This window comes from Enterobacter cloacae complex sp. IR5403, assembly GCF_049238705.1.
In the GTDB taxonomy this organism is placed as follows: domain Bacteria; phylum Pseudomonadota; class Gammaproteobacteria; order Enterobacterales; family Enterobacteriaceae; genus Enterobacter; species Enterobacter hormaechei_C.
Genome location: NZ_JBMKHP010000001.1, coordinates 545,149 through 569,743 on the forward strand (window position 1 = coordinate 545,149; position 24,595 = coordinate 569,743).

General features: G+C 57.5%; 15 protein-coding genes and 2 tRNA genes. 6 read left to right on the top strand and 11 right to left on the bottom strand.

Translation table 11 applies throughout. The annotated features are described in order from the left end of the window. Positions 1 to 189 precede the first annotated feature (189 nt). From galU to rssA, 3 genes are all read right to left on the bottom strand, one after another. Positions 190 to 1,095: a UTP--glucose-1-phosphate uridylyltransferase GalU gene (gene galU / locus ACOTW6_RS02615; RefSeq protein ID WP_003856723.1), complete on the bottom strand. Its 906-nt coding sequence runs from the start codon at positions 1,093 to 1,095 to the stop codon at positions 190 to 192. Between the two features lie 199 nt (positions 1,096 to 1,294). Further along, the gene (rssB, locus tag ACOTW6_RS02620) at positions 1,295 to 2,308 is read right to left on the bottom strand and encodes a two-component system response regulator RssB (RefSeq protein WP_003856721.1); all 1,014 of its coding nucleotides are present in this window, start codon (positions 2,306 to 2,308) and stop codon (positions 1,295 to 1,297) included. Between the two features lie 89 nt (positions 2,309 to 2,397). Further along, positions 2,398 to 3,300: a patatin-like phospholipase RssA gene (gene rssA, locus ACOTW6_RS02625; RefSeq protein ID WP_045351007.1), complete on the bottom strand. Its 903-nt coding sequence runs from the start codon at positions 3,298 to 3,300 to the stop codon at positions 2,398 to 2,400. A 113-nt stretch (positions 3,301 to 3,413) separates the two neighbouring features. On the opposite strand from rssA, the gene ACOTW6_RS02630 reads away from it, so the two are divergent. The 4 genes from ACOTW6_RS02630 (at position 3,414) to ACOTW6_RS02645 (ending at position 5,123) form a co-directional block, all read left to right on the top strand. Continuing rightward, positions 3,414 to 3,878, top strand: coding sequence for a YchJ family protein (locus tag ACOTW6_RS02630; protein ID WP_121478863.1), 465 nt, complete (start codon positions 3,414 to 3,416; stop codon positions 3,876 to 3,878). A gap of 41 nt (positions 3,879 to 3,919) precedes the next feature. Beyond that, positions 3,920 to 4,762, top strand: coding sequence for a formyltetrahydrofolate deformylase (purU, locus tag ACOTW6_RS02635; RefSeq protein ID WP_003856715.1), 843 nt, complete (start codon positions 3,920 to 3,922; stop codon positions 4,760 to 4,762). Positions 4,763 to 4,919: 157 nt separating this feature from the next. After that, positions 4,920 to 5,004, top strand: a tRNA-Tyr gene (locus ACOTW6_RS02640). 34 nt (positions 5,005 to 5,038) lie between these two features. Continuing rightward, positions 5,039 to 5,123: transfer RNA gene (locus tag ACOTW6_RS02645), tRNA-Tyr, on the top strand. Positions 5,124 to 5,347: 224 nt separating this feature from the next. On the opposite strand, the gene narI is transcribed toward ACOTW6_RS02645, so the two are convergent. From narI to ACOTW6_RS02670, 5 genes are all read right to left on the bottom strand, one after another. Next, positions 5,348 to 6,025 carry a respiratory nitrate reductase subunit gamma gene (gene narI / locus ACOTW6_RS02650; protein WP_047051574.1) on the bottom strand — a complete coding sequence of 226 codons (678 nt, stop codon included), beginning with the start codon at positions 6,023 to 6,025 and terminating at the stop codon, positions 5,348 to 5,350. Then, positions 6,025 to 6,735, bottom strand: coding sequence for a nitrate reductase molybdenum cofactor assembly chaperone (narJ, locus tag ACOTW6_RS02655; protein WP_047051575.1), 711 nt, complete (start codon positions 6,733 to 6,735; stop codon positions 6,025 to 6,027). The genes narI and narJ overlap by 1 nt, the downstream gene beginning before the upstream one ends. Next, on the bottom strand, positions 6,732 to 8,267 hold the full coding sequence (gene narH / locus ACOTW6_RS02660) for a nitrate reductase subunit beta (protein WP_017384243.1): 1,536 nt from the start codon (positions 8,265 to 8,267) through the stop codon (positions 6,732 to 6,734). The genes narJ and narH overlap by 4 nt, the downstream gene beginning before the upstream one ends. Then, the gene (locus ACOTW6_RS02665; RefSeq protein ID WP_032653838.1) at positions 8,264 to 12,007 is read right to left on the bottom strand and encodes a nitrate reductase subunit alpha; all 3,744 of its coding nucleotides are present in this window, start codon (positions 12,005 to 12,007) and stop codon (positions 8,264 to 8,266) included. Before ACOTW6_RS02665 ends, narH begins: the two co-directional genes overlap by 4 nt. Before the next feature lie 381 nt (positions 12,008 to 12,388). After that, on the bottom strand, positions 12,389 to 13,786 hold the full coding sequence (locus ACOTW6_RS02670; RefSeq protein WP_017384245.1) for a NarK family nitrate/nitrite MFS transporter: 1,398 nt from the start codon (positions 13,784 to 13,786) through the stop codon (positions 12,389 to 12,391). 308 nt (positions 13,787 to 14,094) lie between these two features. On the opposite strand from ACOTW6_RS02670, the gene narX reads away from it, so the two are divergent. Both narX and narL read left to right on the top strand, forming a co-directional pair. Next, positions 14,095 to 15,891, top strand: coding sequence for a nitrate/nitrite two-component system sensor histidine kinase NarX (narX, locus tag ACOTW6_RS02675; protein ID WP_003856703.1), 1,797 nt, complete (start codon positions 14,095 to 14,097; stop codon positions 15,889 to 15,891). Next, a complete protein-coding gene (gene narL, locus ACOTW6_RS02680) occupies positions 15,884 to 16,534 on the top strand; it encodes a two-component system response regulator NarL (protein ID WP_003856701.1) in 651 nt (216 codons plus the stop codon). The genes narX and narL overlap by 8 nt, the downstream gene beginning before the upstream one ends. A gap of 1 nt (position 16,535) precedes the next feature. On the opposite strand, the gene ACOTW6_RS02685 is transcribed toward narL, so the two are convergent. From ACOTW6_RS02685 to nirB, 3 genes are all read right to left on the bottom strand, one after another. Then, positions 16,536 to 17,954: a YchO/YchP family invasin gene (locus ACOTW6_RS02685; protein ID WP_121478861.1), complete on the bottom strand. Its 1,419-nt coding sequence runs from the start codon at positions 17,952 to 17,954 to the stop codon at positions 16,536 to 16,538. Positions 17,955 to 18,125: 171 nt separating this feature from the next. Next, positions 18,126 to 20,603, bottom strand: coding sequence for a nitrate reductase (locus ACOTW6_RS02690; protein WP_213788833.1), 2,478 nt, complete (start codon positions 20,601 to 20,603; stop codon positions 18,126 to 18,128). Then, positions 20,600 to 24,586: a nitrite reductase large subunit NirB gene (gene nirB / locus ACOTW6_RS02695; protein ID WP_213788834.1), complete on the bottom strand. Its 3,987-nt coding sequence runs from the start codon at positions 24,584 to 24,586 to the stop codon at positions 20,600 to 20,602. Before nirB ends, ACOTW6_RS02690 begins: the two co-directional genes overlap by 4 nt. Positions 24,587 to 24,595 lie beyond the last annotated feature (9 nt).

Here is a 24,595-nt window from a genome sequence, read left to right on the forward strand (position 1 = left end):
TGAAAAATCCCGCCCTGTGCGGGATTTTTTATGCCTGTAATATTAGCCCGAACATCTCCTTACATTCTGTCATATTGCGAGGCTTACTATTTAACGTCCTTGACAATCCCCCGCCAATTACAGAGTGACAGGCATAAAAAAACCGGTGGGCAACGCCACACCGGTCTTGTTCACAGGCTGGTGAGTTTATTACTTAATACCCACGCTACCTTTGAGCCAGGCTTTAAATTCTTCACCCAGGCTGTTATGGCGAATACCATATTCGACGAATGCCTGCATATAACCGAGCTTATTCCCGCAGTCATGGCTCTTACCTTTCATATGGTAGGCTTCCACGGTCTCTTTCTCGATCAGCATATCGATAGCATCCGTCAGCTGGATTTCATCGCCCGCACCCGGAGGCGTTTTCGCCAGCAGCGCCCAAATTTCAGCGCTCAGTACGTAACGGCCAACGACAGCAAGGTTAGACGGCGCGACGTCCGCTTTAGGTTTTTCAACAACGCCAACCATCGGTACGCTTTCGCCAGGTTGCAGGTCAACGCCTTTGCAGTCAACCACACCATAAGCGGTCACGTCGTCGACTGGCTCAACCATAATCTGGCTGCTGCCGGTTTCGTCGAAGCGTTTAATCATTTCCGCCAGGTTTTCCTGGGAAAGATCGGACTCGTACTCATCAAGAATTACGTCAGGCAGAATAACCGCGACCGGCTCATCACCCACTACCGGGTGTGCACACAATACTGCGTGCCCCAGGCCTTTCGCCAGGCCCTGACGAACCTGCATAATGGTAACGTGTGGAGGGCAAATAGACTGCACTTCCTCCAGCAGCTGGCGCTTAACGCGTTTTTCCAGCATTGCTTCGAGTTCGAAACTGGTATCGAAATGGTTTTCGATAGAGTTTTTAGATGAATGCGTCACCAGCACAATTTCGGTGATACCTGCTGCAATACATTCATTCACAACATACTGGATTAATGGCTTATCAACCAGAGGCAGCATCTCTTTTGGGATTGCCTTCGTCGCTGGCAACATCCTGGTACCCAATCCCGCCACCGGGATAACGGCCTTTCTGACTTTCGAATTAAGGGCAGCCATTGAAATTCTCCTGAACTGTTCAAGTTTTGAACTTTTATGCATTGAATAACGCGTTGAGTATACCGTCTCAGCCACTAATACGGGTCTGAAAAGAACGCGTTGCCGATCAATTAAGACAAATACGCATGAAACTTGCAGCGATAGTAGCACTGCCAGCAAAAACACAGGTAAAGCAATCTGAAAAATAAAATCTGACTGCTTACTCCGTGGACAACATTAAGCGTAACCGCCCTCCGGCACCCCAAATTTGGCACTGCCAGGAGGTGCAGCGATGGCTAATTTGATTAAGGTAAGTATTTCCCAGCGTACCCAACGGCACGCCGTTACTCACCTGAATATGGTGTTCGCCAGTATTCAGTGTGGCATTTAAGCCCGCAGATACCAGAATAAGGTTATTCAACCCGCTGTGATAATAACCAACCAGAAGCGGGAACTGCCCCGGCAAATTGGCCTGGCGAAAAAGTTGGTTGACCTGTTTTAGTAAACTGCCTAACTCAGGAAGTCGTTGCCCCTGATGGGATAATTGTTCCTGTAGCAATCCATTAAACAGCGCCCGGAGTAATAAGGCCGCCAGAACGCCGTTATCTCCCGCTCGGGTAACATCCAGGCAATAAAAAGCGAGGTCGGAATCCGAGAGCGGCGCAATATCCAGTACCAGTCCAGGCTGGTCAGCCGCTACCAGCTGGCGATAATTTACTCTGCAATGAGAGATATTTTGCTGCACCGGCGGCTGAAGTTCCTGAAGCAGCTTCGCGGCCGCGAGCGGATTACTGACTAAAGCATCCCAGTCCTGGAAAAGACGTTCTTCTTCTTCCACCCGGGAATTGAACATATTGGGATACAGGCAGGCCAACACCGTTTCACGCAGACGGTTTAAATCTTTAACCGGTTTGAGCAGGATATCCTGCACTCCTAAACGCAACGCCTTAGCTATATCCGCCATATTTTCGGTGGCCGAGATCACCAGTATCGGTGTCTGATAACCTTCATTACGCAGGTTTTCCACCAGCATCAATCCGTCCATGCGCGGCATCTCGAGATCGCAGATCATCAGATCCGGCGCCATGCTGGCCATTTTTTCCAGTGCCTCGACGCCATCTTCGGCGAGGGACGTGGTTGCACCCAGTGAGGATAACCACGAATCCAGTAGCGATCGGAAAACGGGCTCGTCTTCAACTATCAAAATATGTTTTCCGGCCAATGGCTGTGTCATGGTTCCTCCCCTGGCTGACAGTTACTCAATAGTGGCATGCTATTGGTACTATCGCCTGTCAGATTTTGCTGAAGTAATCAAAAAAGTGCTCAACGTGCTGTACGCACAAAAGGCAACAGTTCATCTATTTTCTTTTCGACGGCTAACGAGCCCGCTGCTATGGCGGCCTCAGCCCGGTGGAAATCAAGGGTAGAGATTTGTGGACAATAGGGTTGAATAAGAATATCCGGAGGATCGCCAGCCATACGGTTTCGCTTCAGGCGATTCTCAAGAATTTGAATAGAGGTCGTCATGATTTCAATGGCGTTCGGCGCAGTCACGGCGCGACGGGCAGCCAGGCGCCCTATTCTGCCGCGTAATCGCGCATGCCAGGCAAGTTTCTCTTCTTCCGCGTCATCGCTCTGAAGATTAACCGGCATCAAATCCTGCTGCATGAGGTGAGCATCGTGCTGTAAATCCACGGCAATGACGATATCCGCCCCCATGGCGCGCGTCAGAGAGATGGGTACAGGATTCACTACGCCCCCATCAACGAGCCAGTAGCCGTTGTGAGGCACAGGCGCCATTAACCCCGGCATGCTACAGGATGCGCGAACGGCAAGATGAATATCCCCTTCAGTGAGCCATAACTCCCTGCCCGTACTGAGGTTGGTTGCAACGGCACCGAAAGGCATTTGGCAGTGGCTGAAGTCAGCGAGGGGCATTATCTTGCGAAACTGATTGAACACGCGTTCGCCGCGCAGCAGGCCGCCACGCTGCCAGGAGAGATCCATCAAGCGCAGCACATCCCAGTAACTGAAGGAGCGCACCCAGCTTTCAAGCTCAGGGAGCTTACCGCAGGCGTACGCGGATCCGACCAGCGACCCGATAGAACATCCTGCGACAATATCAACGTCAATCCCCATCTGGTTTAAGGTATTGATAACGCCAATATGTGACCAACCCCGGGCTGCACCTGAGCCCAACGCCAGTCCAATTTTTACCTTTCTCATTAGCCCTGTTTTACTTCCCCTGGATTCCCGACATAGCGTCAACGCACCTGCTCAGTTAACATATTGCTACCTTAAGCGTTAAACGCCTTATTTTTTGTTCCAGGAAGAGAATCGTGTCTCAACTCTGCCCCTGTGGTAGCGCTCTGGAGTATAGCCTATGTTGCCAGCGATATCTTTCTGGCGAGCAGGTTGCACCAGACCCGTCACACCTTATGCGCTCGCGGTATACTGCTTTTGTGATCAAAAACGCAGACTACCTGATTAAAACCTGGCATCCGTCCTGCCATGCTGCCGATTTTCGCCAAGAGATTGAAGCCGGATTTGCCAACACCATCTGGCTGGGCCTCACCGTCTTTGAAGCCGCTCCCGGCCGCGATGCCAACGAGGGCTATGTCAGTTTTGTCGCCCGCTTTAGCGAACAAAACAAACCCGGCGCCATCATTGAACGCTCACGGTTCTTAAAGGAGAGCGGGCAATGGTATTATATTGACGGCACACGTCCGCAATTCGGTCGTAACGATCCCTGCCCCTGTGGTTCAGGAAAAAAATTTAAAAAGTGTTGCGGCAGTAATGCCTGACAACTCAGACTTCGCAAATACATAAACAGGATTTCCCGGCGATGCAATCATTACAACGTAAAGTTCTGCGCACTATCTGTCCCGATCAAAAAGGGCTGATCGCACGAATTACCAACATTTGCTACAAGCATGAACTGAATATCGTGCAGAACAACGAGTTCGTTGACCACCGTACCGGTCGCTTCTTTATGCGTACCGAACTGGAAGGCATTTTCAACGACACAACCCTGCTTGCCGATCTGGACAGCGCCCTGCCGGAAGGCTCGGTGCGTGAGCTTAACCCGGCGGGCCGTCGCCGCATTGTCATTCTGGTCACCAAAGAGGCGCACTGCCTGGGCGATCTGCTGATGAAAGCCAACTACGGTGGCCTGGACGTCGAAATTGCCGCCGTCATTGGCAACCACGAGACGCTGCGTACGCTGGTTGAACGTTTCGACATTCCGTTTGAACTGGTCAGTCACGAAGGCCATACCCGTGAAGAGCACGACAACCTGATGGCTGCTGCAATTGAAGCGCATAACCCGGATTACGTGGTGCTGGCGAAATATATGCGCGTGCTGACGCCATCCTTCGTGGCGCGTTTCCCGAACAAAATTATCAACATCCACCACTCCTTCCTGCCAGCCTTTATTGGCGCGCGTCCGTATCACCAGGCATACGAGCGTGGGGTGAAGATCATTGGCGCAACCGCGCACTACGTGAATGACAATCTGGACGAAGGTCCAATCATCATGCAGGACGTGATTCACGTGGATCACACCTACACGGCAGAAGATATGATGCGTGCTGGCCGTGACGTTGAGAAGAACGTACTGAGCCGTGCGCTGTATCAGGTACTTGCCCAGCGCGTCTTTGTATACGGCAACAGAACGATTATTCTTTAATCCTTCGGAAAATGAATTGATTAGCTTTACGCCTTTACGGATAAAAAGCAGGCAAACAGCTTCATTTCCCTAAAGGAATGCTTTACAGGGGCGTCTCATTTGATATGATGCGCCCCGCTTCCAACAGGAAGCAGGCCAGTTAAAAGCATTACCCCGTGGTGGGGTTCCCGAGCGGCCAAAGGGAGCAGACTGTAAATCTGCCGTCATCGACTTCGAAGGTTCGAATCCTTCCCCCACCACCATCTCCAGCTTTACCTCAAAATATGAATTACCCCTGGTGGGGTTCCCGAGCGGCCAAAGGGAGCAGACTGTAAATCTGCCGTCATCGACTTCGAAGGTTCGAATCCTTCCCCCACCACCATCACTTCCAGATTCTTAAGCACTCACTCAAGCACAATGCTCCATATTTCTCGATGCCGGGAGTAATCCTTCCCTGCCTGTTTTCCCCGGTGGCGCTTCGCTTACCGGGGCTACGAATAGGGTCTGTAGGCCGGGTAAGGCGCAGCCGCCACCCGGCATCCGCACGCCCCCTGGATCGGGGACAAAAAAAACCCCGCAAATGCGGGGTTGTATTAATACAGCTAATCAGCGACGAGCACGCACAATCTGATATTTGCGCGTCAGGTACTCCACCGGCGCACTCCAGATGTGCACCAGGCGAGAGAACGGGAACAGCACAAACAGGGTCATACCCAGCACCAGGTGAACGCGGAAGATAAACGCCACGCCGTCCAGATGCTCAGAGGCGCCCCCGCGGAAGGTTACGACAGACTGCGCCCATCCCACCAGCTTCATCATCTCGCTGCCGTCCATATGCTGCGCAGAGAATGGAATGGTCAGCAGACCAAGCGCACACTGCACCATCAGCAGGGAGAGGATCAGGATGTCCGCTCCGGTCGTGGTAGCCCGCACGCGTGGGCTGAACAGACGGCGTTTCAGCAGCAACAGACCACCCACCAGGGTCATCACGCCACAGGCGCCGCCGGCAATCATCGCCATCTTCTGCTTCACGTCAATCGGCAGCCACGCTTCGTACATCCAGTGCGGGGTCAGCATCCCCAGGAAGTGACCGGCGAAAATCCCCAAAATCCCGATGTGGAACAGGTTTGACGCCAGGTTCATCCCTTTACGATCCAGCATCTGGCTGGAGGCAGCACGCCAGGTGTACTGGCCATAGTCATAACGCAGCCAGCTTCCCACCAGGAACACGGTGCCCGCGATATACGGGTAAATGTCAAAGAAGAACATATTCAGGAAGTGCATTAGTGCTGTCCTCCGTTAGAGATATTCAAATATTGCGGAGCCACCGCTCCGGCAAAACGACGCTGATGCGCGGAGATTTCAGATTCGCCACAGCTCTGGTCAGCAAAGAATTTCACCTGCTCCTCTTCCCAGACGGCATCCAGTGCTTGTGGGGTATCGTCACGGGCTTCATCCGCGATTTTTTCCGCCACTTTTTGACTGTCAACCGAGGCGTTAGCCAGTTTCACCAGCAGATCGAACAGGACTGCATAGCTGCTCTCACGTTGCTGGAGACGCGCGCCGAGCAACGCCAGAATAGGAGCAATGTCCTGCAACCCGCCCAGCGCTTCCTCTTTCGGCAACTGCGCCAGATATTCCAGATACAGCGGCAGGTGATCCGGCAGCTCGCGGCTGTCGAGTTGCAAACCGTGCTGCTCGTACTGGGCCATCAGATCCACCATCGCCTGACCACGGTCGCGGGATTCACCGTGAACGTGTTCGAACAGCAGCAGAGACGTTGCACGGCCGCGATCAAACAGCTGGCTGTAGTCCGCCTGCGCATCAAGAAGCTCGCGCGCCAGCAGGTCGCGGAGGAAAATGCCCAGCTTCTGGGCATCCTCTTTATCCAGGTTTTCAGATGACGCGAGTGCATCAAAGAGTTCCTGTTGATGCTGCACAAGCGCAGCATCAGGGTACTCGAGCAGACGCGAAACAATGACGAGTTCAATCATTGGTGCGGCTCCGTTTTGCTGGTCACATCCATCGCGTCGATGCGGCGGCTGTTGAACAGGTTGAATTTGCTGTCTGACCCGTGGCAACCGTCGCCAAAGGTAAAGCCACACCCACTTTTCTCCGGGAAGGCCTCGCGAGCCAGTTCACGGTGGCTGCTCGGCACCACGAAACGATCTTCGTAGTTAGCGATTGCCAGATAGCGGTACATCTCCTGCGCCTGCGCTTCGGTCAGACCAACCTCTTCCAGCGCGCGGGTATCGTTAACGCCGTCAACGGTTTCCGCACGTTTGAAGTGACGCATCGCCAGCATACGTTTCAGCGCGAGCAGTACCGGCTGGGTATCCCCTGCGGTGAGCAGGTTGGCCAGATACTGAACCGGGATGCGCAGGCTTTCCACGTCCGGCAGAATGCCGTTGCTGCCCAGTTCACCCGCGTCCGCCGCAGACTGAATCGGAGACAGCGGCGGCACGTACCAGACCATCGGCAGCGTGCGGTATTCCGGGTGCAGCGGCAGGGCCAGCTTCCAGTCCATCGCCATTTTGTACACCGGAGACTGCTGTGCGGCGTCAATCACGCTCTGCGGAATACCGTCTTTCAGCGCCTGCTCAATAACCTTCGGATCGTTCGGATCGAGGAAGACGTCCAGCTGACGCTGATACAGATCTTTCTCGTTCTCGGTGCTTGCGGCATTTTCAATCGCGTCCGCGTCGTACAGCAGCACGCCGAGGTAGCGGATACGACCTACGCAGCTCTCTGAGCAGACGGTCGGCATACCGGCTTCGATACGCGGATAGCAGAAGATGCACTTCTCAGACTTACCGCTCTTCCAGTTGAAGTAGATTTTTTTGTACGGGCAGCCGGTGATGCACATACGCCAGCCGCGGCACTTGTCCTGGTCGATCAGCACAATGCCATCTTCTTCACGCTTGTAGATGGCGCCGCTTGGGCAGGTCGCCACGCACGCCGGGTTAAGGCAGTGTTCGCACAGGCGCGGCAGATACATCATGAAGGTGTTTTCGAACTGGCCGTACATCGCCTTCTGCATGTTCTCGAAGTTCTGGTCTTTGGCGCGTTTTTCGAATTCGCCGCCCAGAATTTCTTCCCAGTTTGGACCGCTGGTAATTTTGTCCATGCGCTGACCGGTGATCAGCGAGCGAGGACGGGCGATCGGCTGGTGTTTGCTTTCCGGCGCGTTGTGCAGGTTCTGATAGTCGTAATCAAACGGCTCGTAGTAATCATCAATGCCCGGCAGATGCGGGTTAGCGAAGATTTTACCCAGCAGCATGGCACGGTTACCCATGCGCGGTTGCAGTTTGCCGTTGATTTTACGGATCCAGCCGCCCTTCCACTTCTCCTGGTTTTCCCAGTCGGTCGGGAAGCCAGTGCCCGGCTTGCTTTCCACGTTGTTGAACCAGGCGTACTCCATACCTTCACGGCTGGTCCAGACGTTTTTACAGGTGACTGAGCAGGTATGACAGCCGATGCATTTATCCAGATTCAGCACCATGCCGACTTGTGAACGAATTTTCATTTTACGCTCTCCTGTACCTGGTCATTACCTTCACCATCTAACCAGTTAATATTCTTCATCTTACGTACCACCACGAACTCATCGCGGTTCGATCCTACGGTGCCGTAGTAGTTAAAGCCGTAGGCCAGCTGGGCATAACCACCGATCATGTGGGTCGGCTTCGGCGTAATACGGGTCACGGAGTTGTGAATGCCGCCGCGCTGCTCGGTGATCTCAGACCCCGGCAGGTTAACGATACGTTCCTGCGCGTGGTACATCATGGTCATCCCGGCAGGTACACGCTGGCTCACCACCGCACGTGCCGTCAGGGCGCCGTTGCTGTTGAACACTTCGATCCAGTCGTTATCTTCGATACCCAGATCTTTGGCGTCCGCTTCGCTCATCCAGACAATCGGACCACCGCGCGACAGCGTCAGCATCAGCAGGTTGTCGCTATAGGTGGAGTGGATACCCCACTTCTGGTGCGGCGTCAGGAAGTTCAGCGCCTTCTCAGGGTTACCGTTCGATTTCGCGCCCATCACCGCTTTCACGGAGCGGGTATCGATTGGCGGACGGTAAACCAGCAGGCTTTCACCGAAGTCACGCATCCACTGGTGATCCTGATAGAGCGACTGACGGCCAGAAAGCGTGCGCCATGGGATCAGCTCGTGAACGTTGGTGTATCCGGCGTTATAGGACACGTGTTCATCTTCAAGGCCTGACCAGGTCGGGCTGGAGATGATTTTGCGCGGCTGGGCCTGAATATCGCGGAAGCGTATTTTCTCTTCCTCTTTATTCTTCGCCAGGTGCGTGTGGTCACGACCGGTAAACTCGCTCAGGGCCGCCCACGCTTTCACCGCCACGTGGCCGTTGGTTTCCGGGGCCAGGGTCAGGATCATCTCTGCCGCATCAATTGCCGTGTTCAGCATCGGCTGGCCTTTCGCCGGGCCGTCTGCTTTGGTGTAATTGAGCTTGCGCAGCAGATCCATTTCGCTCTGGGTGTTCCAGGCGATGCCTTTACCGCCGTTACCGATCTTCTCCATCAGCGGGCCGATAGAGGTAAAGCGTTCGTAGGTTGCCGGGTAATCGCGTTCAACCGGAATAATGTGCGGCGCGGTCACGCCCGGGATCAGGTCGCACTCGCCTTTTTTCCAGTCCTTCACGTCCAGCGGCTGCGCCAGTTCGGCAGCGGAGTCGTGCTGGATGGGCAGCGTCACCACGTCGGTCTCTTTGCCCAGGTGCCCTACACAGACTTCGGAGAATTTCTTCGCGATGTCTTTGTAGATTTCCCAGTCGCTTTTTGATTCCCATGCCGGGTCAACGGCCGCAGATAGCGGATGAATAAACGGATGCATATCCGACGTATTCATGTCGTCTTTTTCGTACCAGGTGGCAGTAGGCAGCACGATGTCGGAGTACAGGCAGGTACTGGACAGACGGAAGTCCAGCGTTACCACCAGATCCAGCTTGCCGTCCAGACCGTTGTCTTTCCACTCCACCTCTTCCGGCTTCACGCCGCCCTGCTTGCCGAGATCTTTACCCTGAATACCGTTTTCGGTACCGAGCAGGTATTTCAGCATGTACTCGTGACCTTTACCGGACGAACCCAGCAGGTTAGAGCGCCAGATAAACAGGTTACGCGGATGGTTTTTACCGTTCTCCGGCTGTTCTGCCGCGAAGCGGATTGAGCCGTCTTTAAGGGATTTAACGGTGTAGTCCACCGGCGACATGCCCGCTTGCTTCGCCGCTTCCGCAATGCGCAGCGGGTTCGTGCCCAGCTGCGGCGCAGACGGCAGCCAGCCCATACGCTCAGCGCGGACGTTGAAGTCAATCAGGTGGCCGCTGTAGCGGGATTTATCCGCCATCGGCGACAGCAGCTCCTGGGCGGTGACCGTCTCGTAGCGCCACTGGCTGGAGTGGTTATAGAAGTAGGAGGTGCTGTTCATGTGACGAGCCGGACGCTGCCAGTCAAGAGCAAACGCCAGCGGTTGCCAGCCGGTCTGCGGACGCAGTTTTTCCTGGCCCACGTAGTGCGCCCAGCCGCCGCCGCTCTGCCCGACGCAGCCGCAGAAGATCAGCATGTTGATCAGGCCGCGATAGTTCATGTCGAGGTGATACCAGTGGTTCAGACCGGCACCGACGATGATCATGGAACGACCGTGGGTTTTGTCGGCGTTTTCCGCAAATTCGCGGGCGATACGGGTGATCTGGGCGCGTGGCACACCGGTGATCTGCTCTGCCCAGGCTGGGGTATAAGCCTTCACGTCGTCATAGCTGGTCGCGCAGTTTTCGTCGTTCAGGCCGCGCTCCAGGCCGTAGTTCGCCATGGTCAGATCGTAGACCGTCGTGACCAGAGCGGTAGAACCGTCCGCCAGTTGCAGGCGCTTCACCGGCAGCTTGTGCATCAGAACGTTTTGCAGCTCAACCTTGTTGAAGTGCTCGGAACCTTCGCCACCAAAGTACGGGAAGCCGACATCGGCGATTTCGTCCTGGCTGCCCAGCATGCTGAGACGCAGCTCCGTCTCTTCACCCGTGGTGCCGTTACGCTGCTCCAGGTTCCATTTGCCTTTTTCGCCCCAGCGGAAGCCGATAGAACCGTTTGGCGCCACCAGCTCGCCGTTGCTGTTGCAGGCGACCGTTTTCCACTCCGGGTTGTTTTCCTGACCCAGCGCGTCCACCAGATCCGCAGCACGCAGCATACGGCCTGCGGCGTAATAGCCGTCACGCTCTTCGAGCATCACCAGCATAGGCATGTCGGTGTAGCGACGGACGTAATCAGTGAAGTACTGGCTTGGCTTGTCGAGGTGGAACTCACGCAGCATGACGTGGCCCATCGCCAGCGCCATTGCGGCATCGGTACCCTGTTTCGGCGCCAGCCACAGATCGCACAGTTTGGCGATTTCGGCGTAATCCGGGGTCACGGCGACGGTTTTGGTCCCTTTGTAACGTACTTCAGTAAAGAAGTGCGCATCCGGGGTACGGGTCTGCGGAACGTTAGAGCCCCAGGCGATGATGTAGCTGGAGTTGTACCAGTCAGCGGACTCCGGCACGTCGGTCTGCTCGCCCCAGGTCTGTGGCGACGCTGGCGGCAGGTCGCAGTACCAGTCGTAGAAGCTCAGGCAGGTACCACCGATGAGTGACAGGTAGCGCGCGCCGGAGGCGTAAGAGACCATCGACATCGCCGGGATTGGCGAGAAGCCTGCCACACGGTCAGGACCGTAGGTTTTCACGGTGTAGACGTTGGAAGCCGCAATCAGCTCGTTCACCTCTTTCCAGGAAGAACGAACGAAACCACCGCGACCACGCGCCTGCTTGAAGCTTTTCGCTTTGTCGGCATCTTCAATGATGGAGGCCCAGGCATCAACCGGATCGCTGTGCTGCGCTTTCGCTTCACGCCACATTTTCATCAGGCGTTTACGCATCAGCGGGTATTTCAGACGGTTGGCGCTGTAGAGATACCAGGAGTAGCTGGCCCCACGCGGGCAGCCGCGCGGTTCGTGGTTCGGCATATCCGGACGGGTACGCGGATAGTCGGTCTGCTGCATTTCCCAGGTCACCAGACCGTTTTTAACGAAAATCTTCCAGCTACATGAGCCAGTGCAGTTTACGCCGTGGGTAGAACGGACAACTTTGTCATGCTGCCAGCGTTGACGGTAACCGTCTTCCCAGTCCCGGTTGGTATCCAGAACCTGGCCGTGCCCATCGGCAAAAGTTTCACCCTTCTGTTTGAAGTAGCGAAACCGGTCCAAAAATTTGCTCATCGGGTATCTCCTGTGTGGAGCCTGTGGCTCTCTAAATCGACATTGCTGATTTGCAGCGAAGGTAACGCTATGAAAGATGGTGAGAATTGATAACGATCAAGACGAAGGGGGACTCTGAAGGGGGGTATTAGATCAAATACCACCAAAGCGGTAGCCGTAAATGCTTTTTAACTTTATGATTTATATAGATATATTTTATTTATCGTACAATAGTCGAGGCAAAATTTAACATCTTAGGTATTAAGGGGTAGACACACCTGTAAAGCGATGGCGATCACAGCGTTACCTGCGTGTGACCACGGGTAACGCTATTAGTATGTTGTAACTATTTAGTGTTTAAAAAAAGCGCGGCACTCAGGCCGCGCAAACGGATAATCAAGCTTACTTGTTTTTCTTGGTATTACGGCCATATACCAGCCAGGTGATGACCACGCAGGCGATATAGAAGACGAGGAATACTTTCATCGCACCCGCCGGAGAGCCGGTCAGATCCAGTGAGATACCGAACGCTTTTGGAATAAAGAAGCCGCCAATCGCGCCAATCGCAGAGATAAACCCAAGCGCCGCAGCGGTATCGGTAGCAGCTTCACGCATTGCCTGCTCGTCGCTCCCGCCCTGCGCTTTCACGCGGTCCATGGTCAGCTTGCGGAAGATGACAGAGATCATCTGGAAAGTAGACGCACTGCCCAGCCCGGCGGTCAGGAACAGCACCATGAAGACGCCGAAGAAGGCAAAGAAGTTACCCCCCTCACCACCCGCAGGCAGCGTCAGGAACAGCAGCGCACAGAAGATGGCCATCACAACAAAGTTCACCAGCGTAACGCGCGTTCCGCCCAGACGGTCGGAGATCATCCCGCCCAGCGAACGTGCCAGCGCGCCAATAAACGGACCGAAGAAGGCAAACTGAAGGATCTGCACGTCCGGGAACTGGGTTTTCGACAGCATGGCAAAGCCTGCGGAGAAACCGATGAACGAGCCGAAGGTCGCCAGATACAGCAGCGCCATCACCCACAGGTGACCACGCTTCAGCACCGGCAGCTGCTCGCTCAGTGACGCTTTGGACGCGGACAGATCGTTCATGAAGAACCACGCCGCCAGGGTAAAGACCACCAGGAACGGTACCCAAATCCAGGAGGCGTTTTGCAGGAACAGCACGGAACCGTCGGGCTGCGTCACACCGCCGCCGCCAAAGGCCGCAAAGATGGAGACAGAGATCGCCAGCGGAGCAATCAGCTGCATCACGCTCACGCCCATGTTACCCAGGCCGCCGTTAATGCCCAGCGCACCGCCCTGCTTCGCTTTCGGGAAGAAGAAGCTGATGTTTGCCATACTGGATGCAAAGTTCGCCCCCGCAAAACCGCACAGCAGAGAGATAATCACGAACACGCTAAACGGTGTGGAGGTATCCTGCACCGCAAAACCGAGCCACACGCACGGTACGATCATGATCCCGGTACTGAAAGCCGTCCAGCGACGACCACCAAATACCGGCACCATAAACGCATAAGGAACGCGCAGCAGTGCGCCTGAAAGCGACGGCAACGCGGTCAACATAAACAGCTGATCGGTGGTGAAGGTAAAGCCCACTTTTGGCAGGTTAACCGCAACCGCACTGAACAACATCCAGACGCAAAACGCCAGTAACAGACATGGAACGGAAATCCACAGATTACGACTTGCTACACGGTGGCCGCGCTGTTGCCAGAACGCCGGATCCTCTGGACGCCAGTCTGTAATAACGGCACCAGTTTCCCTTTCGGGAGCGGAAGAGTGACTCATAGACACCTCTGATTCTCGAATGATGCTGCAAACATTAGGGCTTTAGGGCGGCGGTAAGTTGATATAAATCAAAGGAAAAGTGGGAGGTTTTGCGGCGAAAAAAAAGCCATCACTCTTAATGAGTAGATGCAAAACGTAAAAAAGGTGTGGTTTTTCACGGTGCTGACGCATCCCTGCTTCGTCCACCCACTAACCGTTACCCCTCTGGCAATTTAGAGGTAATCCTTTATTGGTATGGGTATACTCCAGGGTATGCACGAGAATAGCGCCATTCCTGCAACAGGTCACGTCAGGAGCCCGGCAACTCTATGTTAAAAAGATGTTTATCTCCGCTGACGCTGGTTAACCAGTTGGCGCTTATTGTTCTGCTGTCCACCGCTATCGGCGTGACCGGCATGGCTATTTCTGGCTGGCTGGTACAGGGTGTACAGGGTAACGCGCATGCCATCAACGAGGCAGGCTCGCTACGTATGCAGAGTTACCGGCTGCTGGCGTCGGTGCCGCTGACGCAGGCTGACCAACCGCTTATCGACGAAATGGAGCGTACCGCATTCAGCCCTGAACTGGAAAGAGCCGCCATCCGTGACGGTCAGCAATCTCAGCTTAAGGCGCTTCAGGGCTACTGGCATACCCAGCTGGAGCCTGGGTTAAAGCGGGCGGAAGACCGGGAAACGGTCGCCCAGGATGTCGCCGGGTTTGTATCACGCATCGATCATCTTGTCTCCTCATTCGATCGCACCACGGAGTTACGCATTGACCGTGTGGTGATGGTTCACCGCGCAATGGCCCTGTTTATGGGTTTGCTGCTGATTTTCACGGTTATCTGGCTGCGCGCGCGGTTGCTTAACCCCTGGAAACAGCTCCTGGCGATGGCCCGCGCCGTCACACAGCGCGATTTTACCCAGCGCACGCACATCAGCGGGCGCAACGAAATGGCGATGCTCGGCGAGGCGCTCAATACCATGTCGGCAGAGCTATCAGAGAGCTACGCGGTACTGGAACAACGCGTCCAGGAGAAAACCGCCGGGCTTGAGCAAAAAAACGAGATCCTCTCTTTCCTCTGGCAGGCGAACCGTCGCCTGCATATGCAGGTCCCGCTTTGCGAACGTCTTTCGCCGGTACTGAACGGCCTGCAAAATCTGACTCTGCTCCGCGATCTTGAGCTTCGGGTTTACGACGTTGAAGATGAGGAAAACCATCAGGAATTTACCTGTCAGTCAGACATCTCCTGCGACGATAAAGGGTGTCATCTGTGCCCGCGCGGCTTGCCGCCGCTTACCACCAGCGGCACGACCCTCAAGTGGCGGCTGATGGACAGCCATACCCAGTACGGTATTTTGCTGGCCACCCTGCCCGCCGGACGTCACCTGAGCCACGACCAGCAGCAGCTGGTCGATACGCTTGTTGAGCAGCTCACGGCCACGCTGGCGCTCGACCGCCACCAGGAGAAACAGCAGCAGCTGATCGTGATGGAGGAGCGTGCCACCATCGCCCGCGAGCTGCACGACTCCATCGCCCAGTCCCTCTCCTGCATGAAGATGCAGGTGAGCTGCCTGCAAATGCAGGATGAAGGCATGCCCGAGAGCAGCAAACAGCTGCTCAGTCAGATCCGCAACGAGCTTAACACCTCGTGGGTTCAGCTTCGCGAGCTGCTGACCACCTTCCGTTTGCAGCTCACCGAGCCGGGGCTGCGCCCTGCGCTGGAGTCCAGCTGTCAGGAGTTTAGCGCCCGGCTGGGCTTCCCGGTGAAGCTGGATTACCAGCTGCCACCGCGTTTTGTCCCCTCTCACCAGGCGATCCATTTGCTGCAAATTGCCCGCGAAGCCCTGAGCAACGTGCTCAAGCATGCCGAGGCGACGGCCGTTACGGTCACCGTCAGCTGCCAGGATAATCAGGTGAAGCTCAGGGTTCAGGATAACGGCCGCGGCGTGCCGGAAAATGCCGAACGAACGAACCATTATGGTTTAATTATCATGCGAGACCGCGCGCAAAGCCTGCGCGGTGATTGCCAGGTTCGCCGGGGAGAGTCAGGTGGCACCGAAGTAGTGGTCACCTTTATACCCGAAAAGCCTCTCATAACTGCTCAAGGAGAAAACCATGACTAATCAGGAACCGGCATCTATCCTGTTGATTGACGATCATCCGATGCTGCGCACTGGCGTTAAACAGCTTGTCAGCATGGCACCAGATATCACCGTCGTCGGGGAAGCCAGCAACGGCGAACAGGGTATTGAACTTGCCGAATCGCTCGATCCTGATTTGATCTTGCTCGATCTCAACATGCCGGGCATGAATGGCCTGGAAACCCTCGACAAGCTGCGGGAGAAATCCCTCTCTGGCCGGGTGGTGGTCTTCAGCGTCTCAAACCATGAAGAAGACGTGGTCACCGCGCTTAAGCGAGGGGCAGACGGCTATCTGCTGAAAGATATGGAGCCGGAAGATCTGCTCAAGGCGCTGCAACAGGCAGCCGCAGGCGAGATGGTGCTGAGTGAAGCGTTAACGCCGGTACTGGCCGCCAGCCTGCGTGCGAACCGCGCCACGTCTGACCGCGACGTCAGTCAGTTGACCCCGCGCGAGCGTGACATTCTTAAGCTGATTGCCCAGGGGCTGCCGAACAAAATGATCGCCCGCCGTCTGGACATCACCGAGAGCACGGTCAAAGTGCATGTCAAACACATGCTGAAAAAAATGAAGTTAAAATCCCGCGTCGAAGCCGCCGTCTGGGTGCATCAGGAGCGCATTTTTTAACTTACTCATCCGGCAGCAACTTCCACCGTGGATCGTCGGCAGGCATTGCGACGAGCGGTTGCACCACGGAAAGCGTGATCTCATTGGAGGAGACACGCTGCCCATCCTTATCTTCCACCACGGCCGTAAGCCGCCATGCGTTTTTCGCCCCTTCTGAATCATCCCATGCAGGCATGATCACACTCCAGCCATCGCTGCTGTTACCGTTTGCCGGTGAGGTCAGGCTGAGCGCCTGGGTATCACCCAGCCAGTGGATCTGCCGGATACCGTGCTTGCTGCGAATTTGCAGCTTAAGCATCACCGTTTCGCCTGGCTTAAGATCCCACGGCGGCGTGGCAAGATATACCGAGAGGGTTTTGCGCTGACGAAATTCCATCACGGGCAGATTATCGCGCTCAGGTGAATCATAGCGGCTGCCCCGCAGCGAGCGCGTCGCCGCCACCTCCCCGGCGGAAAGCTGTTTCGCCAGCGGCACGCCAAAACGATAGTTGAGCTTCAGCCCGAGGTTATTCTGGCTAACGCCGCTCTCCCCCTGCTTATGGGCAGCCGTCAGGGTAACCAGCGGAACAGGGGTATAGTTCAGTCCCAGGTTGACCGCAACCGGGTTGTGATACCCCGTACCGCTGTTAAACAGATCGACGTTATCGCCAAAATACTGTTCAAAGCTGACGCTGGTGTTCAGGTGATGAAACCAGGGAAGCCAGGCTTTGGCCGTTACGTCGTACCCGCGCGCCATGCGCTGCTCGCGGATGTCGGAACGCGGCTGCCAGCCAGCGAACGGCTGGTAGTAATTGGCCGACAGGCGCAGGTTTTCGCCCCACGCCTCTGCGCCCAGCCCGGCACGTTGCAGGTTGTCTTCCAGCAGGTTGTCGTAAAAGGTGTTGTAGCCCAGCAGCCAGTTTCCGGCAACCCAGCGCTGCCCGATCCCGACGTTGCTCACCAGCCCGTCTGTCTGCTGCGTCAGACCAAGCTGGCTCCAGCTCAGATAACGGGTGTTGTCGTTCCAGGGGATAAACCAGCTTCCGCTGCTGCCGTTAAAGTTGCCGTCGTCATCCACCAGTACATTGACGTTGGCGTTTCCCCAGGGTGAAAGCCAGGATTCAATCTGCTCGTTGACTTCCCCGCTGACGGCATCCCGCACCTTGCCAAACGCGAACTGTCGCGCCTGCTGCCCGGCCGTCAGGCCGTTATCGGTCATACTGGCTTCACCGAAGGCCTTTGCCATTTCAGCCAGATGCTTTTCGCCTTCGGTGCTCGGCTGCGCCATACCGAGATCCGGCAGACTATCACCGTTGTTATCAAACGGATTTTGCGCCTGCTGCACGAAGGATTTCGGCGCACCGTGAACGGCTCCAGCCGTAAAAAGGGGGAGTAACAGCAAAAAACGGATGCGGGACGATACAGCCTTCAACGTCGTCAATCAGAACCTGTGTTTATGAACAACCACTTATTATGTTAACCCCATAAGCCCTGAAAACCAGTCTTAACAGAAATTTCAGGAATATCCTGAAAAGCATTGTCGCGTGGCGGCTTCCCCTTACCCGACCGACAAATTCGTACCGGTGCAAAGCCGCCACCCGACGCCCTTACACTATCCCAACAGCCCTTTCAGCTCCGGCACGCAGGAGCCGCAGTTCGTACCGCAACGCAGCTTCACGCCCAGCGCTGCGGCAGAATCACAGCCTCCGGCTATCGCCTTACGTATCGTATTTTCACCCACGCTGAAGCAGCTACAGATAATTCGCCCGGGATCGGCATCTTCGCCCGGCCGTTGTCCGTGCAGCAGCGCATGGCGTTCAGCGAGTTGTACGGGCGCAGCAGCAAAGGCTTCTTCAATAAACGCATGCGCCAGCGCTGGCAGCGTATGGCCCTCCCAGTAGCCCAGCATCAGCTCGCCGTGATGCCAGGCGAGCACGCTGCTGCGTTCTCCCGTCTGTGCCACCTGTAACTGCCAGCCCCGACCGCTGGCGTACGCCATGACCCACGACAGCAACGGCTGCTCCCCCGCCACCGTCAGACGTGAGGCTTTACGCCACCAGCAGACCGACGGCGGCAGCGCTGGCAGCTCGCGGGCATACAGTTCCCCCTGCCAGGCCGGTAGCCAGGGCAGGATCCTCACCGCGGTTTGTTTACTCTCCGGCTGGCCTGACCCGACATCAACCCGCCCTTCCACCAGCGCGTTGACCTTTCCCTGCCGGGCAAATTGCGCGTTCCAGTGCATCGGCGCAAACAGCTCGCCCGCACGCTGCGCGGTGGATATACGTACTCTGGCAACCATCACTCCGCGCGGGGAGCTTACCCGCGCCAGCTGGCCGTCAGTCAGCCCGGCGCGCGCCGCATCAGTTGCGTTCATCTCAACAGAAGGCTCATCGATATGCTGCATCAGGCGCGGAACATGCCCCGTGCGCGTCATGGTGTGCCACTGATCGCGGATCCGCCCGGTGTTCAGTATCAAGGGGTACAATTCGTCGACGCTGGCCCCATGCGGGGACGGGTCAACCGGAACAAGCGTTCGTTGCGGGAACTCACCGGCATGCCACTGATACGGCGCCAGCGCGTCCCACGCCTCTCGCGTCAGCGACGCCAGTTCGCGCAGGTTTAGCGCCCGTTGGCCGTTATTTTCAAACGCCGTCAGCGCCGCATGCTCACAAAATATCTCCTGAGGGTGTTCCCAGGCGAAGGCATCGCCATAACCGAGCTGCTCTGCGATCCGGGCGATGATCCACCAGTCCGGTCTGGCCTCGCCCGGCGCAGGCATAAAGGCGCGCTGGCGGGAGATACGGCGTTCAGAATTGGTCACCGTGCCGTTTTTCTCGCCCCAGCCCAGGGCGGGAAAACGGATATGGGCAAACCGGCTGGTGTCCGTCTCCTGCATCACCTCAGATACCATGACCAGCGGGCAGGCCGCCAGAGCCTGGCACACCGCGTGGCTGTCGGGAAGTGACACAGCAGGGTTGGTGCCCATGATCCACACCGCCTTCACCTCGCCGCGGGCAATGGCGTCAAACAGTTCCACCGCCATCAGGCCCGGGGTCTGCGCCAGCCGTTCCGTTCCCCAGAAACGCGCCACGCGCGAGAGATCGTCCGGCTCGAAGTTCATGTGCGCCGCCAGCTGGTTCGCCAGTCCCCCCACTTCCCGCCCGCCCATGGCATTTGGCTGTCCGGTCAGCGAAAACGGGCCGCAGCCCGGACGGTTGAACTTCCCGCTGGCAAGATGCACGTTAATGATGGCGTTGCACTTGTCGCTGCCGCTGGAGGACTGGTTGATCCCCATGGTGTAGAGCGTGATCGCGCGTGGCGCGGTGACAAACCAGTCGTAGAAGGTGCCAATTTCATCTGAAGGCAGATCGCAAAACGCCGCCACGCGCGGGATCGGCCACTCGCCGCGCCCCTGGATCAGATTGAGCAACCCCACAAACAGCCCGGCGTCGCTGCCGGGTCTGAGCGCGAGGTGAAGATCGGCGATATCGCAGGTGGCGGTTTTACGCGGATCGATCACGACCACTTTCATCTGCGGATTGTTGTGTTTTGCCTGCACCAGCCGCTGATACAGCACCGGATGCGTCCAGGCCGCGTTCGAGCCAACGAGTACCACCAGATCGCTGTTTTCCACGTCCTCGTAGCTGCACGGGACCACGTCTTCACCGAAGGCGCGTTTGTAACCCACCACCGCCGACGACATGCACAGCCGCGAGTTGGTATCAATGTTCGCCGCCCCGATAAAGCCTTTCATCAGCTTGTTGGCGGCATAGTAATCCTCTGTCAACAGCTGGCCGGAGGCATAAAACGCCACCGCCTGCGGCCCCCATTCGTTGATGATGTTCCGCAGCCGCTCGCCCGCTTCGCCCAGCGCCTGCGGCCATGCCACCTCCCGGCCATCGACAACCGGGCGCAGCAGGCGTCCCTGTAGCCCCGTGGTTTCCCCGAGGGCAGATCCTTTTACGCACAGACGACCGAAATTCGCCGGATGAGTTTCATCCCCCCGAATGCTCACCTTTTCACCGTCTGCGCTGGCGACCACGCCGCAGCCCACCCCGCAGTAAGGGCACGTTGTCCGGGTTTCCGTCATGAGGCCTCCGCGCGCATCACCAGCTCTTCATTTCCAACCCACACCTTGCCGTTTTCGATTTTTACCGGCCAGGCACGCACCGCAGGCGCCCCGCTCTCAGCCTGACACCCGTCGCGCAGACGAATACGTTGCTTGTAGAGCGGCGAGATCACCACCGGTTCCCCCGCCGCATCGCCGAGGATGCCGCGTGACAGCACGTTCGCGCGGCTGCCCGGCTCCCGATCGTCGAGGGCATAAACGGTGTTGCCAAAGCGGAACAGCGCAATCGGTTTGCGCCCAAGATGCGCGCCAATGCCCGCCTGCTCCGGGATCTCGTCGATATTACAAATTTCCTGCCAGCGCTTGTTCTCCTCCGCGGCGGGGACGTTCACCGCGGTGCGGAACAGCGCCAGGCGGTCAGGATCGTTAAGGGTGGTTTGCCATTCGCACTGGTAAGTCTCCACCACCCGGGCCATCTCCTGCTCCAGCTCGTGGGCGAGCCCCAGGCTGTCGTTGAGGATCACCTCGCGCAGATAGTCGAGGCCGCCTTCCAGGTTATCCATCCAGGTACTGGTGCGTTGCAGACGATCTGCCGTGCGAATGTAGAACATCAGGAAACGGTCAACGGTGCGGATCAGCGTTTCGTCGTCCAGATCGCTGGCGAAGAGATCCGCGTGGCGCGGCTTCATCCCGCCGTTGCCGCACAGATAGAGGTTCCAGCCTTTGTCCGTGGCAATCACCCCCACGTCTTTGCTCTGCGCCTCTGCGCACTCACGGGTACAGCCGGAGACCGCCATTTTGATTTTGTGCGGCGCGCGCAGCCCCTTGTAGCGGTGCTCCAGCCTGACCGCGAGGCCGGTGGAATCCTGCACGCCGTAGCGGCACCAGGTCGACCCGACGCAGGATTTCACCGTGCGCAGGGATTTCCCGTAAGCGTGCCCGGTCTCAAACCCGGCCTCCACCAGCGCCTGCCAGATTTCAGGCAACTGCTCGAGCGTGGCGCCAAACAGGTCAAGACGCTGCCCGCCGGTAATTTTGCTGTAAAGGCTATAGCGTTTCGCGATCTGGCCGATGGCGATCAGCCCGTCGGCGGTCACTTCACCCGCCGGCATCCGCGGGACGATGGAGTAGGTTCCGTCTTTCTGAATATTGGCGAAATAGCGGTCGTTGGTGTCCTGCAACGGCAGATGCGCCGGTTTCAGCAGATACTCGTTCCAGCAGGAAGCCAATACCGAGCCCACCAGCGGCTTACAGATCTCGCATCCGTGCCCCTGACCGTAGCGGCTGATAAGCTGGTCGAAGGTGCGGATATGGTTGACGCGCACCAGGTGGTAAATCTCCTGACGCGAGTACGGGAAGTGTTCGCAGATATCTTTCTTCACCTCCACGCCCTGCGCCGCAAGCTGGAACTCCATCACCTGCTTCACCAGCGCGCTACAGCCTCCGCAGCCGGTCGCCGCTTTGGTGCACTGCTTAACGGCGCCGATATCCGTCGCACCCGCGCTTACCGCCTGGCAGATATCCCCTTTGCTGACGTTATGACACGAACAGATCTGCGCGCTTTCCGGCAGCGCCGCCACGCCCAGCGCTTTCGGCGCGCCGCCTGACGACGCGGGTAAGATCAGCGTTTCCGGCTCTTTTGGCAGGCTGATGCCGTTGAGCATCATCTGCACCAGCGTGGCGTATTCGCTGGCATCGCCCACCAGCACGCCCCCCAGCAGGGTTTTGCTGTCGTGGCTGACCACAATTTTTTTGTAGATTTGCTGCGGCCCGTGCGTCCACTGGTAGCTCAGCGCGCCCGGCGTGCGCCCGTGGGCATCGCCAAACGACGCCACATCCACGCCCAGCAACTTGAGTTTGGTACTCATATCTGCGCCGGTGAAGCGCTTCTCCTCACCCGCCAGCACAGCGGCGGCCACGCGCGCCATCTGGTAGCCCGGGGCCACCAGACCAAAGATTTTCCCCTCCCACAGCGCGCATTCCCCGATGGCAAGCACGTCCGGATCGGAGGTCCGGCAGACGTCGTCAATGCAGATCCCGCCGCGCTCGCCGACAGCCAGCCCGCTGCTGCGCGCCAGCGCGTCCTGCGGCCGAATACCGGCAGAGAAGACCATCATGTCCGTTTCCAGCCGCTCGCCATCGGCAAAGCGCAGCACCAGTCCGTCGTCTGCGGTGGCTATCTCCGTCGTCGATTTACTGGTGTGCACCCCTACGCCCAGCGCCTCAATTTTCTTGCGCAGCATTGCCGCGCCGTCGCTGTCGAGCTGCACCGCCATCAGGTTCGGCGCAAACTCCACCACGTGAGTTTCCAGCCCGAGCTGCTTAAGCGCATTTGCCGCCTCCAGCCCCAGCAGGCCGCCGCCGATCACCACGCCACGACGCGAGCCTGCCGCATGAGCCGCAATGTTATCCAGATCGTCAAGGGTGCGGTAGACAAAACAACCCGGCAGATCGTTGCCCGGAACGGGCGGTACGAACGGGTACGAGCCGGTCGCCAGCACCAGCTTGTCCCAGTGGGTCTCATGGCCACTGGCGGTACGCACTACGTGCGCATCACGATCGATAGCGACGATCTGCTGCGAGAGGCGCAGCTCAATGCCGTTATCGGCAAAGAACGCCCCCGCCACCAGCGAGAGTGAGTCCGCGCTGCGTCCGCCAAAATATTCCGACAGATGCACGCGGTCATAGGCGGCATAGCGCTCTTCGCCAAAAACAATAATCTGATACTGCTGATGCAAATTGCGGTTAACGCAGTCTTCGAGGAAATGATGGCCGACCATACCGTGCCCAACCACCACCAGAGTAGGTTTTGTCATAGCGTTCTGTCCTGCAACCTGCGGTTGCGTTGTGAAACGATCGAACAGCCAGTCCGCGTGGGCGGGCGCAGCCGTTGCCAGTAAATCGGTAAAGGTTGCCGCGCTGCGGCAGTCACCCATCAGCAGCACGCCAGCCAGCGCCCCCTGATGGATCAGTAAACGTCGATAGTGACGGGTGAGCGGATCCCATGAACTCCAGACCACATCGTCCGCCTGCGCCGTCGCGCGTCCGAGGCTGAACAGCTCCACGCCGGTCACCTTAAGGCGCACGCCGTTGTCGACAAGGGTAAACGGCGCGGTGACCTCCCCGGCCAGCCGCGCGGCAAGAATATCCGCCTGCGCCAGACAGGGGGCGACCAGACCAAACGTCTGGCCGTCAATTTCGCAGCACTCGCCGATGGCGTAGGTATCCGGCACGGAGGTTTGCATCTGCTGATCCACCACGATGCCGCGCGCGCAGCGAATGCCGCTGGCTTTTGCCAGCGCAACGTTGGGCTGTACGCCCGTAGCCAGCACCACGCGCGTGGCGGCGATGCGGCGTCCGTCGAGCAACGTCACGGCATCGTCAGCGATGGCCGTGATGCCGGAGGCGAGTTCACAGCTAACGCCCCGCGCCGCCAGCGCCTCTTCCAGCAACAGTCCCGCCTGCTGATCCAGCTGCTGTTCCATTAGCCACGGACCGCGATGCACGAGCGTGACGTTGTCACCGTTGCGCGCCAGCGCTGCCGCGGCCTCCACGCCGAGTACGCCGCCGCCCAGCACTACCGCCGGTCCGGAGATATTCCGGATGGCGCGGGTCTCTGCCAGGGTGCGAAAGGTGAACACATGCGGCGCATCGACCCGGGGGATCGGCGGCACGACAGGGGTAGACCCGGTGGCAAACACCAGCGCATCCCAGCCCAGCGTGCGAGCAGAGGTATGCACTTCACGCGCGTTAACGTCTACTGCGAGCGCCGTTTCTCCTCGCAGCACCGTTACGCCTCGTGCCGTGTACCAGTCTTCATCGTGCAGACAGATGTGCTCCGCCTGCTTTTCGCCACCCAGCACCGGCGAAAGCTGGATGCGGTTGTATGCCTGCTCCGGCTCGTCACCGATGACGGTGACAGCGAAACGACCGGGAACACGCCCGGTGAGCGACGCAATCAGCCGGGCTGCCGCCATACCATTACCGATAATGACCAGTCGCATCGTGCCCCC

Bases quoted from the DNA above. Each gene is read 5' to 3' on its own strand.
- galU (WP_003856723.1), bottom strand. From the start codon at position 1,095: ATGGCTGCCCTTAATTCGAAAGTCAGAAAGGCCGTTATCCCGGTGGCG.
- narJ (WP_047051575.1), bottom strand. From the start codon at position 6,735: ATGATTGAACTCGTCATTGTTTCGCGTCTGCTCGAGTACCCTGATGCT.
- ACOTW6_RS02670 (WP_017384245.1), bottom strand. From the start codon at position 13,786: ATGAGTCACTCTTCCGCTCCCGAAAGGGAAACTGGTGCCGTTATTACA.
- narX (WP_003856703.1), top strand. From the start codon at position 14,095: ATGTTAAAAAGATGTTTATCTCCGCTGACGCTGGTTAACCAGTTGGCG.
- ACOTW6_RS02690 (WP_213788833.1), bottom strand. From the start codon at position 20,603: ATGACGGAAACCCGGACAACGTGCCCTTACTGCGGGGTGGGCTGCGGC.
- narH (WP_017384243.1), bottom strand. From the start codon at position 8,267: ATGAAAATTCGTTCACAAGTCGGCATGGTGCTGAATCTGGATAAATGC.
- narL (WP_003856701.1), top strand. From the start codon at position 15,884: ATGACTAATCAGGAACCGGCATCTATCCTGTTGATTGACGATCATCCG.
- rssA (WP_045351007.1), bottom strand. From the start codon at position 3,300: ATGAGAAAGGTAAAAATTGGACTGGCGTTGGGCTCAGGTGCAGCCCGG.
- purU (WP_003856715.1), top strand. From the start codon at position 3,920: ATGCAATCATTACAACGTAAAGTTCTGCGCACTATCTGTCCCGATCAA.
- narI (WP_047051574.1), bottom strand. From the start codon at position 6,025: ATGCACTTCCTGAATATGTTCTTCTTTGACATTTACCCGTATATCGCG.
- nirB (WP_213788834.1), bottom strand. From the start codon at position 24,586: ATGCGACTGGTCATTATCGGTAATGGTATGGCGGCAGCCCGGCTGATT.
- ACOTW6_RS02665 (WP_032653838.1), bottom strand. From the start codon at position 12,007: ATGAGCAAATTTTTGGACCGGTTTCGCTACTTCAAACAGAAGGGTGAA.
- rssB (WP_003856721.1), bottom strand. From the start codon at position 2,308: ATGACACAGCCATTGGCCGGAAAACATATTTTGATAGTTGAAGACGAG.